General features: G+C 41.3%; 14 protein-coding genes. 5 read left to right on the forward strand and 9 right to left on the reverse strand.

The genetic code is table 11. The features are described 5' to 3' along the window. Nucleotides 1-953: 953 nt before the first annotated feature. The 5 genes from acnA to BV214_RS11730 all read left to right on the forward strand — a co-directional run bounded on the left by acnA (nt 954) and on the right by BV214_RS11730 (nt 6,744). Nucleotides 954-3,749, forward strand: a complete 2,796-nt coding sequence (gene acnA / locus BV214_RS11710) for an aconitate hydratase AcnA (RefSeq protein WP_086477692.1) — start codon at nt 954-956, stop codon at nt 3,747-3,749. A gap of 47 nt (nt 3,750-3,796) precedes the next feature. Next, nucleotides 3,797-4,213 carry an OsmC family peroxiredoxin gene (locus tag BV214_RS11715; RefSeq protein ID WP_086477693.1) on the forward strand — a complete coding sequence of 139 codons (417 nt, stop codon included), beginning with the start codon at nt 3,797-3,799 and terminating at the stop codon, nt 4,211-4,213. A 72-nt stretch (nt 4,214-4,285) separates the two neighbouring features. Next, nucleotides 4,286-5,281, forward strand: coding sequence for a type I glyceraldehyde-3-phosphate dehydrogenase (gene gap, locus BV214_RS11720; protein ID WP_086477694.1), 996 nt, complete (start codon nt 4,286-4,288; stop codon nt 5,279-5,281). Between the two features lie 32 nt (nt 5,282-5,313). Beyond that, a complete protein-coding gene (locus tag BV214_RS11725) occupies nt 5,314-5,982 on the forward strand; it encodes a ferredoxin reductase domain-containing protein (RefSeq protein ID WP_086477695.1) in 669 nt (222 codons plus the stop codon). Nucleotides 5,983-6,018: 36 nt separating this feature from the next. Continuing rightward, a complete protein-coding gene (locus BV214_RS11730) occupies nt 6,019-6,744 on the forward strand; it encodes a class I SAM-dependent methyltransferase (protein WP_086477696.1) in 726 nt (241 codons plus the stop codon). A gap of 123 nt (nt 6,745-6,867) precedes the next feature. Here the strand turns inward: BV214_RS11730 and BV214_RS11735 are convergent, their stop codons facing one another. The 9 genes from BV214_RS11735 to BV214_RS11780 form a co-directional block, all read right to left on the reverse strand. Then, nucleotides 6,868-7,503, reverse strand: a complete 636-nt coding sequence (locus BV214_RS11735; protein WP_086477697.1) for a response regulator transcription factor — start codon at nt 7,501-7,503, stop codon at nt 6,868-6,870. A gap of 2 nt (nt 7,504-7,505) precedes the next feature. After that, entirely contained in the window at nt 7,506-8,240 is a 735-nt protein-coding gene (locus BV214_RS11740; RefSeq protein ID WP_086477698.1) for a sensor histidine kinase, read from the reverse strand. A 29-nt stretch (nt 8,241-8,269) separates the two neighbouring features. Then, nucleotides 8,270-11,041 carry a PAS domain-containing hybrid sensor histidine kinase/response regulator gene (locus tag BV214_RS11745; RefSeq protein ID WP_245806786.1) on the reverse strand — a complete coding sequence of 924 codons (2,772 nt, stop codon included), beginning with the start codon at nt 11,039-11,041 and terminating at the stop codon, nt 8,270-8,272. A gap of 34 nt (nt 11,042-11,075) precedes the next feature. Continuing rightward, nucleotides 11,076-12,503, reverse strand: a complete 1,428-nt coding sequence (locus BV214_RS11750; protein WP_086477699.1) for a hypothetical protein — start codon at nt 12,501-12,503, stop codon at nt 11,076-11,078. A gap of 11 nt (nt 12,504-12,514) precedes the next feature. Continuing rightward, nucleotides 12,515-15,298: an SdrD B-like domain-containing protein gene (locus tag BV214_RS11755; RefSeq protein WP_140157754.1), complete on the reverse strand. Its 2,784-nt coding sequence runs from the start codon at nt 15,296-15,298 to the stop codon at nt 12,515-12,517. 20 nt (nt 15,299-15,318) lie between these two features. After that, on the reverse strand, nt 15,319-16,125 hold the full coding sequence (locus tag BV214_RS11760; RefSeq protein WP_245806787.1) for a COG1470 family protein: 807 nt from the start codon (nt 16,123-16,125) through the stop codon (nt 15,319-15,321). 192 nt (nt 16,126-16,317) lie between these two features. After that, the gene (locus tag BV214_RS11765; RefSeq protein ID WP_086477700.1) at nt 16,318-16,878 is read right to left on the reverse strand and encodes a peptidoglycan-binding protein LysM; all 561 of its coding nucleotides are present in this window, start codon (nt 16,876-16,878) and stop codon (nt 16,318-16,320) included. A 440-nt stretch (nt 16,879-17,318) separates the two neighbouring features. Continuing rightward, nucleotides 17,319-17,852, reverse strand: a complete 534-nt coding sequence (locus BV214_RS11775) for a hypothetical protein (protein WP_086477702.1) — start codon at nt 17,850-17,852, stop codon at nt 17,319-17,321. A gap of 375 nt (nt 17,853-18,227) precedes the next feature. Next, the coding region (locus tag BV214_RS11780; RefSeq protein WP_086477703.1) for a peptidoglycan-binding protein LysM at nt 18,228-18,619 on the reverse strand (392 nt) is incomplete at its 5' end.

Below are 18,619 nucleotides of genomic sequence, written 5' to 3' on the forward strand. Positions count from 1 at the left end.
GTTGCCCCTGAAAAAGTTCAACAATATCAACAACAAGATTACCACCACAAACGCCCCACTAAAAGTGAGTACCATTTCAATAAAATTGAATTTCTTTTTCATTCCTCGGAAAATGTAATTTGTTGTCGGTGATATTCATAGGGAAGCCAAACTACTTTTAGCGATCCCAGCCGCCAAAACATCCCCTCCGTAAAGCAAAACTACGGAAACGGATTAATTAAATTATGCAGACCTCGATAAAGAAAAAAAAATCCCCGTCCAATGTTCATTAACTTGGCTAAATGGGGCAATTGCACCGAAGTAACAAAAGATAAAGTGATGAAAAACATAAAAAAGAATCAAACCAATAGCAAGGCAATCTTGTCCAATCTATAAATTACCATCTGTTTTCTAGATCGCAGAATCCCACCTCTTTGTAGCGACAGTAAGCTAACCGCTACACTTTTTATGCTAAACACATCCAAACCCCTTCATTTTAAACATCCCTAGACCCCCACAATCCAAGAAAATAGCCATCCCCTAATCTCCTTAAGAATGAAGAGCTAGCACCCTCAATTTTCAATTTAAGATAGTTTCGTCCTAAATAAAATAATGCGTATCTTTAGGAGAGAATCAGCCACTTACAATTAACCTAATGCCATCGTATTCACAACTTAAAAATGGATTTAAAGACCCGATCCACTTTTAAGGCATAGGCCCCACAAGCAAGGTGTAGACGCCTATTCCTATGATGGCAATAAAAATAGCTAGCTCCCCCTTGGCCAAGAAGTTCTGTTCAATTAAACGCATCATAATCTTCCCCCAAATAAAGACATCCAGAATTCCTTAGCCAACAACTTTTAAAATAAAAAAAATAGGCCCCTTTTAGCAAGCTTTGGTATCGGAAATACTAGCAAGTCTAGGCCTAAATCGGAATATATTAATCTGTCACCCTCATTTAATAAAGAAACGACATGGAAAAAGACCCATATAAAGTAAAAAAGGAAATAACTCTGGCGGGAAATCCTTTCAGTTATTACAGTCTTACCGCATTAAAAGACCAGGGGTACCCAATAGATAAACTCCCATTTTCTATTCGTATCCTTTTAGAAAATGTACTCCGTAATTACGATGGTTTTGCCATTACCAAGCAGCATATTGAGACCTTGCTAGACTGGCAACCACTCGGATCTGACAAGGACATCCCCTTTAAACCCGCCCGGGTTTTAATGCAGGATTTTACAGGAGTACCGGCGGTGGTAGATATTGCCTCCCTCCGTGCAGAGGTGGCCAGAAAGGGAGGAAATCCGGAATCGATAAATCCGCTAGTCCCCGTAGACCTGGTCATAGACCATTCTGTACAAGTAGATTATTTTGGCACCAATTATTCCTATGAGCGGAACATGGAAAAGGAATATGACCGTAACAAGGAACGGTATCAATTTTTAAAATGGGCCCAGAAATCCTTCGATAATTTTAGTGTAGTACCCCCGGGTATGGGCATTTGCCACCAAGTGAATCTAGAATATTTCTCTAAAGGAGTTATTTCAAGAGACGGAGTGTTATTTCCAGACACCCTCGTAGGTACGGATAGTCATACCCCCATGGTCAATGGCATTGGCGTAGTGGCCTGGGGCGTAGGCGGGATAGAAGCGGAAGCTGCAATTTTAGGACAGCCTATTTACTTTATCACCCCTGAAGTCCTTGGCCTTAAGCTTACGGGAAAACTTCCCTTAGGCGCTACCGCCACCGATCTTGTTTTAACTATTGCCAATGTGTTGAGAAAACAAGGCGTAGTAGGCAAATTCGTAGAAGTATTTGGCCCTGGTCTAGATCACCTTTCCGTACCAGATAGGGCCACCATCGGCAATATGTCTCCCGAGTTTGGGTGTACCATCACCTATTTCCCTATAGATGACAAGACGCTAGAATACATGCGAAAAAGCAATCGCTCCGAAGAACATATCGCCTTAGTAGAGAAATATTGCAAAACCAATATGCTGTGGAGGGAAAATGAGGAAAGCATAAGGTACAGCGAAGTAATAGCGCTAGACGTCTCCTCAATAGAACCTACCGTAGCAGGCCCTAAAAGACCACAAGACAAGATTTTGTTAAGGAATTTTAAACCTACATTTATAGACCTACTAAACCATTCCTTTGAGCGCGAATATATAGAGCAAAAAGACCGAGAAACCATAAACTCATTGGCTAGATGGAAAGGGGAAGGGGGCAACCAACCCGAACCTCAAACCCAACATCAGCCCCACAAAGCAGTAATTGAAACCAAGGAAAAGGACGGACTCAAAACGGTCTGGATAAACGAGGGGGACGATAAATTTATGCTTTCTGACGGTTCTGTAGTGATCGCCGCAATAACCTCTTGCACCAATACTTCCAACCCTTTTGTAATGATTGGGGCAGGACTGGTGGCTAAAAAGGCCCGTGAACATGGTATTGATGTAAAACCTTGGGTAAAGACTTCACTCGCCCCAGGCTCCAAAGTAGTCACCGATTATTTAAAGAAAGCCGACCTGATGAAAGATCTGGAAGCCTTACAGTTCCATTTAGTAGGTTATGGTTGCACCTCTTGTATAGGGAACTCGGGCCCCTTGCCACCAGCAATAGCAAAAGCTGTGGACGATCATGAATTGGTGGTGTGTTCTGTACTCTCAGGGAATCGAAATTTTGAGGCTAGGGTACATTCTCAGGTAAAAATGAATTTCCTTATGTCGCCCATGTTAGTAGTAGCCTATGCCATTGCAGGAAGGGTAGATATAGACCTTAGCAAGGCCCCTATTAGTTACGACAAAAATGGATTGCCCGTATACCTCAAGGATATCTGGCCTACAGACGACGAAATTAATGAAATACTAAGTAAAGTTCTCTCTCCCAAAGATTTTGCGAAAAATTACGGGGAGATCTTTGAGGGCAATGAGATCTGGAAAAACTTGGAGATTCCAGAGGGAAAACTGTACCAATGGGACAAGGACTCCACCTACATTAAAGAAATCCCCTTTTTCCGAGATATCTCTGCCGAGGCGCCTGACTTAAAAGACATTCAGCATGCCCGCGCACTATTGGTACTAGGAGATAGTATTACTACCGATCACATCTCTCCTGCCGGTGCTTTTGACGAACATTCAGCAGCGGGAAAATACCTGATCTCCAGAGGGGTAAAAAAGGAAGAATTTAACTCCTACGGGAGTCGCCGCGGAAATGATGAATTGATGGTCCGCGGCACTTTTGCCAACGTTCGCATTAATAACAAACTCGCCGAGAAAGAGGGGGGCTATACCACCTATCTGCCAACACAAGAAGAGATGTTAGTTTATGATGCCGCCAAAAAATACCAAGCAGACAAAACCCCATTGATAGTGCTTGCGGGCAAAGAATACGGCAGTGGATCCTCTAGGGATTGGGCCGCCAAAGGCACCTTTTTATTGGGAATAAAAGCTGTACTGGCCGAAAGCTACGAACGTATTCACCGCAGCAACTTGGTAGGACTAGGGGTCTTGCCCCTGCAATATAAAGAGGGGGACACCGCAGCAAAATTGGGAATCAGCGGGGAGGAAACATTCACCATAACCGGTATTGCCAAGGACATTAGCCCCATGAAAGAGGTACAGGTGATTGCAAGGAACGATAAAGGGGAAGAAATAAAATTTGGTGCGATCACCAGGCTCGACTCCCTAATAGACATTGAATATTACCGCCATGGAGGAATTCTACAGTATGTACTTAGGCAGCTCTTGGAAAACGAAAAGCACTAAAATGAAAATGCTTTCAAATTGAGCAATAACTTTTAAAACTAATCGCTATGAAACGTACCGCACACGCACTTTGGAGTGGCTCCATAAAAGAGGGTGAAGGAAAGCTAACCACCCAAAGTAAAGTCTTAAACAATACCCCGTATTCCTTTACCTCTCGTTTTGGATATGGGACCAGCACCAATCCGGAAGAGTTATTGGCGGCCGCACATGGGGGATGCTTTGCCATGGCCTTGTGCAAGATTTTAGGGGAGGCCGGGTACACCCCAAACTATCTAGATGTGGCTGCTACCGTAATTTTGGATGTAGACAAGCTAGAAATTACGGAATCACACTTGTACCTCAAGGCTAAGGTCCCCAATATAGCGCTTAAGAAATTTAAGGAATATGCCCATTCAGCCAAGGACCATTGTCCTATGAGCAAGGCGCTAAGTTTAAACATCATCTTGGATGCCGTTCTAGAATAAACTAATAACAAGCAGTGAACAACATCCCTTAGCCTTCTAGATAATTGGAACATTAATTTAAAATTATATACTATGAAAATCGCTATCAACGGCATGGGTCGCATTGGAAGAGCGGCCCTTAAGTTAATCCTAGAAACCAAAGGGTTAGAAATTATTGCAGTGAACGATATTATTTCTATCGATAACCTAGCATACCTCCTAAAATACGACAGCGTCTATGGCATTTATGATAAAAAGGTATCCCATACAGGACAGACTCTTATGGTAGGCGGAGTCCAAATTGGCTACACTACCATAAAAAACCCTGAAGAATTACCATGGGAGGAAAAAGGAATTGATCTAGTCATAGAAAGCACCGGATTGTTCACGCTTCGCGAAGATGCCGAAAAGCACATCCATGCCGGAGCCAAAACAGTGGTCATCTCCGCGCCCACAAAAAGTAAGGACACTCCCACGGTGGTCCATGGGGTAAATAGTTTGGACGGGGAAATTTCCATTTTTTCCTGTGCCAGTTGCACTACCAACAATATCTCTCCGGTAGTAGAAATCCTAGATCGAAGAATAGGCATTAAAAAAGCTATCATGACTACCGTGCATGCTTATACCGCTTCCCAGGAGCTGGTAGATGGCGCATCGCAAAAAAACTTTCGAATGGGCAGGGCAGCTGCCACCAATCTTGTACCAACCACCACCGGTGCAGCTATAGCCACTACCAAAGCCTTACCTGGGCTCTCTGGCAAGTTTGATGGAGTAGCCATAAGAACCCCAGTACCCGTGGGATCTATTTCAGATTTAACCTTTGTTACCAAAAAAGAAGTGACTCCAGAAATGGTCAATGAAATTTTCACGGAAGAAGCTGCATCAGCGCGTTATAACCAGGTATTGGCCGTTACCAGCGATCCCATTGTCTCCTCGGATATCATAAAGAGCCCCTATGCCTCTACGGTTGATTTAAGCATGACCCGTGTGGTGGATGGCGACTTACTAAAGGTTATGACTTGGTACGACAATGAATGGGGATTTACCAATCAAATGATCCGAGAAATAGTGGCATTAAAAACATCCTAATATCCATTAAAAACCTCTAAACGATTTAAACCATGGAAAAGCAACCCGTTACAATAAAAAAGATACATCACATCACCCATGATGTATTACACATTGTCACTGAAAAACCCAAGGAAGCAAGTTTTGCTCCTGGTCAGGCAACTGAAATATTTTTGGACAAATCTGGTTGGGAGGATCAAGGAAGACCGTTCACTTTTACCTGTTTACCAGAGAAAGACTATCTGGAATTTATGATAAAGACCTATCCCAGCCACCAGGGAGTTACCAACGAGCTCCTTAGCCTAGAAGCCGGTGACCAGCTAATAGTAAATGAGGTATTTGGAGCCATCCATTATAAAGGAGAAGGCACCTTCATAGCAGGTGGGGCTGGCATCACCCCTTTTGTTGCCATTCTTAGAGATTTAAAAGCGCAGGGTAAATTGGGGAACAACAAGCTTCTTTTTGGGAATAAAACCAAGGCGGATATTATTTTAGAAAAAGAATTTAAAGATACACTAGGGCAAAACTTCATCAATATCCTATCCGAGGAGAAAACGGATAATTACGCACACGGACATATTACCGCTAATTTTATAAAGGAAAATACCTCTCTAAATGGATATTTTTATGTTTGCGGCCCTCCAAAAATGATGGAAGCTGTAGAAAAAGCCCTTGTAGGATTGGGCGTCTCCGAAGAACGGATAGTAAAGGAGGAATTTTAGGCTATTTCAGCTATCTTTAGGGATACACTGATCATTATGGGATTTTACCAGCAAATTGCGCCTTATTACCACCATATTTTTAAAATCAATGTCCACCAAGTGGAGTTTATCAAATTAAAAATTCCAAAAAGGGATAGCAGCATACTGGATATTGGATGCGGAACAGGCACCCTTTCCTTAGCGTTGGGCGAACATTACCAACAAGTGCTGGGTATTGATTTGGATCCTGAAATGATACGGGCGGCTTTAAACAGAAAGGAGAAGGCGTCAAAATCCATTCAGTTTAGACAAATAAACATGCTTACATTAGACCAACTAATAAATGATGGTCCTTTTGATGGGGTTGTTTGTTTTGGAAACACTTTGGTTCATTTAAGTTCGATGGATGAAATCTCTCTTTTTTTACAGCAAGTGAAGTCCAACCTTACACCAGGTGGAAGATTGCTGCTACAAATAGTCAATTACGATAAAATCCTCGGTAAAAACATTCAACAATTACCCACCATAGATAACGATGAAATTATATTTGAACGAAGTTATGGTTACCGCGAATCTGAAAATAGGATTGATTTCCATACGCGGTTAACTATTAAGCGTACCCAAGAAATAATTAAGAACAGAATTGAATTATTGCCATTGCTAAAAAGCGAATTAACCACTTTATTGAATGAGGCTGGTTTGGCGCATCACAATTACTATGGAAACTTTAATGGGGATCCCCATTCCATTGACAGTCCGGCTACCATTGTGGAAGCATGGTAACTCAATGCTCCCTTAGAGCAGCTAGAATTAAAAAAGTATTTTAAAATGGCCGCAGGAACGGTCTAGATTGTACTCCCAACTCCCGCATTGCACTAATAGGCTGAATATGTATTGGCCTAACCCTTAATTATAAACATTCATCACAGCAATCAGATCTGGAATAGATTGCACATTTAATTTTTCGAATACCCTATTCTTATAGGTACTCACTGTGGAGACATGTAGGTTTAATTGATTGGAAATTTCCTTTAAGCTTAGCCCCTCTATCAATTTATGGGCAACCTCTAACTCTCTATTAGATAAGGCTTCCAAGGAAGAAGAACTCTGATGATTATTTAAGGAGTCGGCCACCATTTGATCCTTAACCTCATCACTTAAGAATCGGCCTTTCTTCAACATGTCCGTAATAGCGTCATCGATCCGCTCTTTGGACGACAGCTTATTTAAAAATCCATGTGCCCCCATTTTCAGGTAGCGCAAAGCGTACAAATGCTCCTCTTGGGAGGAGAATACTAGTATTTTTAGATCTGGCTGCTTTAACTTAATAAAATCTATGGCCTGCTGCAACGTGCCATTGGGCATATTTACATCTAAAATGGCAAGATCAAAAGTTTCTTTAGAAATTAGGTCGAATAATGATTTATAATCGTCTACCTCCGATATAAGGGCGTTGGGTCTCATTTTCTCTAACATTTGAACCAACCCCATGCGGACTATTACATGATCGTCCGCCACTAAAATACGAATCGCAGTGTGCATAATTATAAATTTATTTCGGGTATGGTGATGGTCACCTTGGTGCCCACTTCCTCGGTGGAATCCACCTTTACTTCCCCCTGCATTAATAGTACAAATTCCCTAACAATTTTTAGGCTTAAGCCTGCACCTACTTCCCCATTAGTTCCTTGGAACTTGGGGCCCTCAAAGGTGAAGATAGTATCTTGCGTCATAGCATCCATTCCTATCCCAAAATCTGTCACAGACAAAACCAGCTTTCCATTCTCCTTCGTCGCCTCAAAATAAATGGGTTTTCCCGGATGCGAGAACTTGATGGCATTGTTTAGAATTTTTTTCAACATAAAGAATACTAAAAAAGAATCGCTATTAAAGGATAAGTTCCCCTCTCCCTTTAGTTCAAAAGCGATATTCTTTTCCGCTAGATATTCTTCAAATTCCTTTTGAAGCTGCAAAAATAACTCTTTAGCGGTAAATTTCGATACTTGTGGCCGAAAACCGTCCACTTGGGTTTTAATCCACTGGCTAGTATCAGTAACCGTCTGAAGGTTTTTCTTGGCATCCTGCGCAATCCTTGGCAACAATTTAAAGAAATCTTCCTGGCTGATGGAACCATTGATTGCGCCGTCGGTCAGAAAAAATAAATTTCCAAAAACCTCCCTGAAATCGTGGGAAAGAAGGGAAATCCACCCATTCTTTAATTCAATTTCTCGCTTTAGTCTATCAATTTCGGCATGAAGCTCATTTATTTCAGTATTCATTCTCTATCTATTTCCAAATCTTATTTTCATTATTCGTTGCCAACGGTATTTACCCCCAACCATTTAGTAAGCATATCGCCCAAAGTCTGTTGCAAAAGCGGTTTCGCCAAAAAATCTGTCATTCCCGCGTCCAAACACTTCTCTTTTTCCCCTGGGAGACTACCCGATGTAAGGGCTACAATGGGCACATCTATATTATTTTCCAACCCCCTAATTTTCTGAGTAGCCGTCAATCCGTCCATAACAGGCATTTGCACATCCATTAAAACTAGGTCTGGATGTTCGCTTTGATACATCTCCACCGCTTCTTTTCCATTTACGGCTTCTAGAACAACCGCGTCTGGAAGCAAGTTTTTTAAATACAACTTTGCCAAATAGGCATTCACTTCATTGTCCTCTGCCACTAATATTGTTAAATGACTGCTATTGCTAACCACTGCCTCCTTATTGCGAGTGTGTTCCCCCTCTTTAGGAAATCGTTTTAGATCGGACAGCACCTGGTACATCTGCTTCATCCTTATAGGCTTAACAATCCGGTTCTGAATATTCAATTCCTCACAGACCTCTTGCAGCTCATTGTTATCCGAAGAGCTATACAACACTATAAAAGGTTGTCTATGGGTAAGCGAAGGCGCTATTCCCTTAATCTTCTTAATGGCCTCTACCCCATTCATTTCGGGCATATGGTAATCCATTATCACCACGTCGAACTCTGAGTGGTCCTTCATAAGGGATAATGCTTCAGGCCCACTTGCAGCCTCTACCACGGCGATATCCTTAATCTCCAGCATCCGCCGAAGGATCTTTCTATTTTTGTGGTTATCGTCTACAATAAGCACCTTTTCTATCCCTTGCAATGAGTGATCTAATTCCTCATATTCTACCTTAAAGTCTACATCAAAGTAGAAATTACTTCCCTCTCCTTGGGTGCTTTCCAATTGCAAGGAACTATCTGCAAGGGCCAACAACTTATTGGAAATGGTAAGCCCTAAGCCGGTACCCCCGTATCTTTTGGAGATACTGCCATCTTCCTGGGAAAAGGCATTAAAAATATCTTGTTGCTTTTCTATATGAATCCCAATCCCAGTATCCCTGACACCAAATCGTAGACGCATATTCCCATCCCCCAGATCCTTTAAAATATGGACGTAGAGTTTAATTTCTCCCTTTTCGGTAAATTTAAGGGCGTTCCCTAATAGGTTTACCAATATCTGCTTTAAGCGCATCGCATCTGCCCAGATATAGCGAGGCATTTTAGGATCTATGTCTATCAGCATTTCCAACCCTTTTTTATTGATTCCATAGGAAACAATATTGAAGGCTTCAGAAGCTACTTCCTCTACTTCGACCCTATCCCTCACCAATTTCATATGGTTCCCTTCAATCTTGGAAAAATCCAGGATATCATTTATAATGCTATAGAGAGAAACTCCAGATTGGTTAATAATCTCTAAGTATTGCCTTTGGGTATCACTTAAATCGGTATCTAGCAAAAGATCGGTAAAGCCAATGATACCGTTAAGTGGGGTTCGAATTTCATGGCTCATATTTGCCACGAATTCCGATTTCGCCTTGTAAGCCAGTTCCGCCTCTTGCTTGGCCTTTTTAAGGTCATAGTCCAATTTCCTTAACTCGGTAATATCTACCACATTAGCCAAGACTTGTTTATTTCCTTTTGCATCCTCATCCAAGGTGCTGGTAAAATACCAAATAGCTTCTTCTCCAGAGGCAATGGTGATAGACATTTCCCCAGAAGCCTTCCCATCGTTTATCACAGCAGCAAGGTATTCCTTAATGTTAGGGAACCGCTCTGGCGCAATTAAATCATAAAGGCTAGATTGGCATATTTTCTCTTTAGAATATCCCATAGCCAATAAACCCTTTTGATTTACATCCAAGAAGTTGCCTTCTAAGTCGTGTATACATAGAATTCCTTCAAGATTATCGAAAAGGCTATGGTATTTCTGTTCACTTTTAAGCAATAATTTTTCCTTCTCCTTAGACTCCGTAACATCACGGCCAATTCCAATTGTCAGCTGTAATTCCGTATCAGAGGTACAAGTCCATTGTATCCACTTAATCCCTCCATCCTTGGTTTTATAGCGGTTAGTGAAGTTAACCATCGGCTCTCCATTGGCGAGTCGCTGCACCTCACGGATGGTACTTTCTACATCCTCCTCAAAAACAAAATCCAACAAGGAAGAAGCAAAAAGTTCTTCTTCGGTATACCCCAAGGTTTTAGAAACAGCAGGATTTACATCTACAAATTTACCTTCAAAAGTAACCACCCCTATCATATCGCTAGAGAGCTGAAACAACCTATGGTGCTTATCTAATAGTTGCTCTTTTTCTTTACTTAGTACCCACCTTTGGATCTGCTGCACCGACTTCTCCAGGTAGTTTTTTTCGAAATCCGTTAACTCCCTAGGCGCATCGTCAAAAACATTTAGACTCCCCAACACTTCCCCCTTAGAATCCATAATAGGAAAAGACTCGGAAAACTGGACCTCAAACTTTTCGATAGGATGTGGAACCAATTGGATCCCCTTCTCCGCAGTAGCCGAATGATTTTTAAGGACTGTTCCCAACGGCCATATTTTATTGATAGAATCGTCATTGGACGCTATTACAAAAGCCTCCTGCTCACTAAACAAAGTAATGGTACACAACCGCAGCGCTATAATTTCCGAAACTGAAATTGCCTGATAGTCAAAAACCTCCGCGTAACGCCTATGGAGCGCCTCCAGCCTGGTAAGGGGTTGCTCTTGATCTGAGTATGTTTTAGCGTTTTCTACATTCATTTTCATCAATCTTTTTTCCCGTTCTATCGGCGCCTTAAAGGGCCGTAAAGCTATACATTATATTGATAGAATAGGTTCCTTTTTCCTTGCCTACCAAGGATTGGGCACCTCTTGCAGAAATGGTGTATATCATGTCCAAATCCTTATCTAGAACGGGGGCACCATCCGTTATTATATTCTGACAACTATTGGTAAGCGTTACTTTTTGGGAACCTCCCGCTATCCCTACTTGCAAAATACTCGCAGGCACATCCGAGGAATCACCTGATAGTCTAAGGTAGGAATTATCAGATTTAACGCAAAGTTCATAGGGTTTATTATTGGAGATTTTCAATTGGTTTGGAATGAGCTTAGTTTGTCCATTCTGATAATGAGCGGGGGTGTTAAATTCAAAATTAATGTTATTCCCGGCAGGGGGTATGGTAATTTCGGATAATGGGAGCACTTCAATGGAAAAATCTGTATTGTGGACTGCAGAAACGGTATGATCCGTACTCTTTGCATCCAAATTCAATTGAAGCTTATAGGTTCCTGCTTCAAAAAAATGAGTTTTAAAATCATTCTCAGATATGGTCAATTCCAGGTTAAACTGGTGTTTATTACCTCTTTCCACTTTAAAAGGTGTTGCCGGGTTAAGGTTTTTCCATGTATCCGATAATGTTGTGGTCTGTATATTAGGGTGAGCGCTGCCCAAACTCACCAGGGACACTGGTCGGTAGGCAACCACACCCGAAGGGGACGTACGCTGAATGGTAGCTGTATTGGTCTTTGCCAATAGGTTAAAATTGGTGGTATTAGCAATTTCAGCAGCCCCTACTGCATCAAAAATCTGCGTACCTCCCATCCGGTATCGGTCCAAGCTAGAAATCTCATGATAGGTAATCGGGGTTTTGGTAACCCAGTCTATGGATTGTGCGCTAGGGATAACTAGGATAACCTGAAAGCTGACCGGAGAAAAGTAACTGGCATCATAATTATGGGTAACCTCCAATGCATACTCTCCGGGAATAAAAGTATTTTCTTCGAAGGCTTTGGCAGGTATTTTAAACCTAAAGGCAACGTTGCCCGGATTAAAATGTCCTTTGGTAGCATGGGGCTCGTACCAATTTTTGGGACTAGTAGAAAACCACTTAAAGCTAGGCAATCTTTCCTGACTCCTAAACGGGGCGGGCGTGCCTCCAATGCTCTCTAGCTGCCATAGCAAAATAGAAGCAGGGAGGGAAGCACTAGGACGTGATGTATGCGTAAAATTTGTATTGCCCCTCACTTCAAAGGAAGGGTTCTTTTTATTGATCCATTGATCATCGGCCCCCGTTTGCAAGACGTTCAGCGTGGTACTAAATTCCATTTTGTTAATAACATTACTGATGGGAACCTCTATTCTCACCTGCTGAGCAACAGTGGGGGCCCAAAAGCTTAGCAGCCATCCCATTATCAAGATATATTTTCTACTAGGTCTCATCAATTTTAGTATTAAAACTTCTTCACTTTAATTTCTGTATCCTTCTTTTTATACTCAAAAACTAAGGGCTTGGGATAATCTTCCCCTTCCACCGTAATTTTTTGCGAAGGATTTATATACTCATAGGCATTGTTTTCAATATAAATCTCATAAGTCCCATCGTTCAGGAAAAATTCGAAGGTATTATTCTGGTTTACTACCGTAGTATTAATATGTCCATTTTCATCTTTTACATACACCACTACCCCACGCACATAGGTATCTGTCTTATCGTAAGCCTGTTTAATTTCAATTAACTCCCCTGCCACCCTATTCTTTTTAATGAGGCCTATTTCCAGGCTATTGTTTTTATCTACCACAAGAGTAGGTTCTAGGGCCATGCGCAATCCTTTAGTTTGGTTTACCCTTAGGGTATAACTTCCTTTGGGCACATTAGAAAAACGCACTTTACCATTGGAATCCGTAATGGCAATAAAATTATCTAATTGGATTGCCTCATTGGCAATTGGCAATTCATCTGCATCAAATATCCCATTAAAATTTTGATCGTGAAATAGGCGAAGATCCACATTGTAATTCCCTGCCGAAGTTGCTTTTACAAAGTATTTTTTAACCCCTATTCTAATCTGGTAGTTGCTGCCCTTAAATCCATAAGTGGCTGTAGAACTATATTGGGTGTAATTCCCATATCCGGTGGCAGCCCAGCTAGGGGATATCTTATACTCTAGATTCCCATTTAGGTATTTATTGGTGTTATTATATAGCTCGGAATAGTTTAATCCGGCCGAGATAGCACCTCTTAGGGAATTCTTTTTGGTCTGAAAATTATAGGCGGCATAGGTACTATAATTTAAAAAGTTTTCTGATCCCGTTTGATAATAATTTAGGTCGATGACATTTTGGGGGTTCACTTGGGCGGTTCCATTTAAGGAAAAGCCTTGAAACCTGTAGGACAGCGTAGTCCTTGCACTGTGAAACCAGGGGAGATTGGTAGCATTGGAGTAGGAGTATTCGCCCGATAGGTTGATACCATGACCCCCAAAGGATGTTCCCACACTGGCAAAGAGCCTATATGAAAGCAAGTTACGTGACAATGTATTATGGATACTCTTCTGCTCCTCAATTAGCGGGGCCAGCGTAATACTCCAATTAGAGAGTGAGAATTGTGTTCCTCCCCGTAGTATTTGGGTGCTATGAAAATAGGTTGGGTAATACCCTTGGCCATCATCATAGCCAGGTTTTTGTACACTTAGATATTGCGGCCGCACTTCCGAGTTTTGATATTGTAGAAACAATCTAGTAAATCCAGACAGTCTATAGCCCAGGTTCTGATTGGAATTGAAGGAACCGCGACTCAATCCGGCATAGCTTCTGCCAGCGATATTGTTTAAGGATTGAAATTCCCACCTTCCCAATTTAGTTTCATAGTTTATTCTGGCGGAAGCATCCAAGTTTTGCTCTTGGTTTACCCTACCCCTCTCATGGCTCAATCCAGTTTCTATGCTCATCCGGTGGATAGAATCTAACACAAAAGCGGTACTCACTTTTGCCACTTGGGTATCTATATTCAGCAGTGGATTATGGTCAAAAACATAGGAAACCTTCCCTTTAAAGTCGGAAGTCTCCCCAAAACTGAATTTGGCGCCTGCTACTTTGGCGCCTTCAGCCTGTGAAAAGTAGGTTCCATAGAGATTGTAGTTGTTCTCCAATGCAAAAACCTCTAAACCATTTCCACGCCCTATTCTGGTGGTTAAGATCCCTCCCCGACCCGAAACGGAGTAATCATAATCATGACCATATACATTCCCAAGTCTAAGCACGGAGTTTTTATTCTCCAATTCTAGCCAGGTATCGTATAGGTTGTATTTTTTTTCGGACAAGTAATAATCGCCCCCCATATTAATTGTTCCCTGCAGATCCTTATGGACCGCAAAAGCGGTATTTCCTTTTAGTCGGAGATAATTAAATCCACTACGCTGCCCATTATACCCCAGCTCTACAAAGTTTTTATCCATAGAAATTCCAGGACTAGGCATTACTTGGCGGTTGTTAGATAGGACCATGAGTTTTAGATAGGTATTCCCCACATTTTCATTATCCAATAAATCGGTAGCCCTCACATGAATGTTAAAGTCGGGGTAATGACGTCCCTGATGACGTACTGCCACTTGAAACTCTACCAATTTCTTCTCTTGTCCCTCCAAAGTTATAGTTCTTTCGTTGGGGGTCACTTCCAGACCGCTGGGGGATACCTGAAGGGTAAGTTTAATGGAACGCTGGGAAAATCCTCTATTCTCTACAAACAAGGAAATAGAGTTTGCTTGAACGGGATTGATAAAATTTTCTCGTGAGAAGGAATATAAGGCAATATGCCGTTCTTCCTTTCTATCGATGAAGAAGGAAGCTTCCAACTCTTCTTCTTTCCCTTCCATTTGATACGACAAACGATAGCTAATTTCTGGGGATTTCATTTTCATAAAATCCGTATTTGCCAGAAACTTGATGGGAAATCTTTTGGTTTCGCCTTGCTTCAGGGTATAGGAGGGCCGGGGTGAGAGAAGAAGTCCATGATATTGTTGCTGCGGTCCCATATTTCCTATACTAATCTCCTTATCACTTAAATTCTTTAATATCAAAAAATTAATAAAACTCTGTCCATGTTGTACGGACACCGTATCTGTCTTAAAATAAAATTCCAACGGTTTTTTTTCTTGGGCAACCCCATGAAACATTCCAAATAGCAGTAGCGCCAAGAGGGGGAATATGTTTCTTAGGAGATCCAATGGGTATGGCATTGAAATTTTAAGGATAGGGCTTAAAGCTCAAAGGTTTTTTCCCCGACCCTTAAGTCATTAGTTCCCGCCATCTTAACAATGGCCACCCCTAAATAAGAGCCTTTAATCCCCGGAGGTAATTGAAAGACCACTTTTTGCTTGGCACCGGGTAGCATGGAGATGTTGATTGGATTAAGCACTATATCCTCGCCACTATCAGTATCCGTAAATTCCAATTCCACCTGGGCGTCATTAACCACATTGCCATCATTCTCAATTCCAATAGCCACTTTTACGGAGTCGGTGTTTTCATCAGAAATCTCTTCCATGCTCACTATATCCAGGCTCTTGGTGGTATTATTTGGAGGAGTACAATAGATATGCAAACCAAATTCGAATAAGGCAATAATTCCAATTCCCTTTTGCTGCTCGGCGAAATCTTCCTGTTTCCCTATCTGGGTAAAGAATAGCATACTATTGGTAACCTCTGTAGTAGAAGCGTCCTCCGGAATGGTCATGGTCACAACAATTTCCCTATTGCTTTTCGCTGGGAGGCTAACGGACGACTCCATGGTAGATACCCATGCTGCATTGGAATTTTCCAGGCTACCAGCCTCAAAATACACCTTATTGCCGTCCTCTTCCCTTAACCAATCTTTTGTATTAACATCAAACACATAATCACTATTGGAACTATTACTTAAAACAACGGGAAGACTAACGGTCTCTCCCGGATTTCCGTAGAAGAACAGGCGGGTGGGCGACATAGAAATCCCTTGTGCGAATAAGGAAGAAAGACTGGAAATAAAAAAGAAGCATACTAGAATAAAATGCCAGTAGGTACGCATAATAAAAAATTTGGAGTTTAATATCTAAATGACTTGCAAAATTACAGCAAAATTGCCATCCGTAATCATAAAAAAGTTAGAATCTTCCAACACCTTCGTTCCCCCTAACTATCAAGAAACCAGGCACCCATTATATTAATTCAGCAACCCACAGTATCTATAGTGCCTTGCCAGAATATTAGGTGCAAATCCCTATAGTGCAGAAACCGTATAAGTTACTTTTTGGGTGTATTTCCCTTCTGGTTTTCCCAGCATATCCGGGGATGAAGACTTGGCCTGCGGAATTGTATAATCCAAGTCTAGGTTTAGTTTACTTCCGCTATCTGCCCCACTTACCAAAACTTGATCTTCTGTAGAAAGCACAATTGGCTTGGAATTACCCGTAATCTTAGACGTTTCATTCCGAGAAATGGTTAGCACATTCACTGGAATTTGATGCGCCCCATTTTCAAAATACGCTCCATTGGCCTTCACCTTTAGATCGAATGGGTGGGTAAAAGTTATTATAAGGCTATTAGGAATAGTGGCGGTCTGCTCTGAATTATAGTCACTAGCATTTTCGTAATGAAAATCTACGGTCCCACCTTTAGCGGCACTTCCTGGTTCAATGGCAATAACATCTGCTAGAATAAGATTTATAGTAGTAGTTGCTTTCTGTGCAGCAACCTTACTCACACCAAACAACAACATAGTCAAGGCAGCTACGATATTGGTAGCTCGTTTCTTACGACAGTATTTTAGGGTAGTCTGCATAGTTAGTCGGCGTTAAAACGAATATCAAAGATAGGTTAATTTTTTACATCCTGATAAAAAACGCGACATTAAACTGAATATTGTGCATTTCATCGAATTTATTTGAGGATATTCATAATCTAATTCTGTCAAACATAAAAAAAAAGGACCCTTACTAAAGAGAATTTACACTTAATATTAAGCACTATTTTGGTCCATTAACCTTTTCATTATCCAATGGAGCAGCGGATTTTTAATAGAAGGGAAAGCGGGAGGAAACAAACAGCACAAACAAACTAATTTGTTGTTAGAGGTAGCTTTCGCCCTAAAGGTATTTGGACTGCTAGTGCCACATAAAAGTAGCAGCAGCCACCCAAAATAGCCTATAAAAAAAGGGATTCCCAAGATTACAGAGTCTGCAACCAAGGGAATCCCTAAATTCATCTTTAGTATTGTTGGTCTTAATTAGCGGTTGCGGTATAGGTAACGGTCTGCGTATAGGTTCCATTGGGCATCCCTAGAATATCCTTAGAGGCTTTTTTCTTATGGATCTCATAATCCAAGTCGAGCGTCAGCTTACTTCCCTTGGGGGCGTTATTGACCAGTTTCTGATCCTTTGCTTTCAATTTTATATCTTTCTTATTGCCCTTCATAGTCCCGCCATTGGCTTTTAAGGTTAGAACATCTACAGGAATATTATCATTCCCATTCACAAAATTATCGCCTCCAGCTTTCACCTTGATATCAAAATCCGTCGCGGAAGTTACCACTAAGCTATTGGGCACCGTGATAGTTTTTGTAGTGTGATAATCATCTGCAGTAATATAAATAAAGTTTACCTCCCCATCCCTAGCCGCACTCTCCTCGTGGATGGAGATTACATCTTCCAGCATAATATTTACCATAGTCGTCACCGATTCTTGTGCTTGTACCGAGTTCATTCCTAATAATAGGACAGTAAAAGTAAAACAAGCGGCAAGAAATTGTGTTTTCATAATTAAATCTTTCTAAATAATACTTAAAGTTATCAGTTGGCTTTTCCTACAATTGAGCTTAAACTTCAAAGATAGATTGGAAGACATTTAAATTATGTAGTAAATATTGGCCTCTCTTGTAGCAAATAAACTACAAGCCTGATTTTTAACGACTCCTCGCTAGCAATAACCAGCCTACCCTAGGTAAGTAAAGCCCTTTGGCAGTAGCGATTACAGTGCAACTACCCTAATTAGAGTAGCGCCTTAAGGTTGTGAATAGCTACCATCTCCAAAAGATTGAGTGCAATTTCGCTACTTCCTTAAACTAAAGGATTCCCAAGATTACCGTATCTGCAACCAAGGGAATCCCTAAATTCATCTTTAAAATTGTTGGGCTTATAGCGCTGTCGCTGTATAAGTAACTGTTTGTGTATACGTACCTGCTGGCTTTCCTAAAATATCAGAGGAAGAAGATTTCTCCGCTGGAATCTCATAATCCAAGTCCAGTGTTAACTTACTTCCCAAAGAGGCCTTACCAACTAGGGTTTGCTCCTTATCAGACAACTCAACATCCTTTTTTGAACCATCCATGCTTCCTCCAGATGCTTTAATAGTCAAGACACTTACAGGTATACTATTCTTTCCATCCTCAAAGTTTTTACCGCCAGCCTTTACCGTTACGTTAAAGTTTTTGGTGGAAGTTACAATCAAAGCATTTGTTTGAGTTACAGCAGGAAGTCCGTCGTTATAATCTTCTGCGCTATTATATGCAAAGTTTACCGTTCCTC

It is taken from the genome of Arenibacter amylolyticus (assembly GCF_002150785.1).
Classification (GTDB): Bacteria; Bacteroidota; Bacteroidia; order Flavobacteriales; family Flavobacteriaceae; genus Arenibacter; species Arenibacter amylolyticus.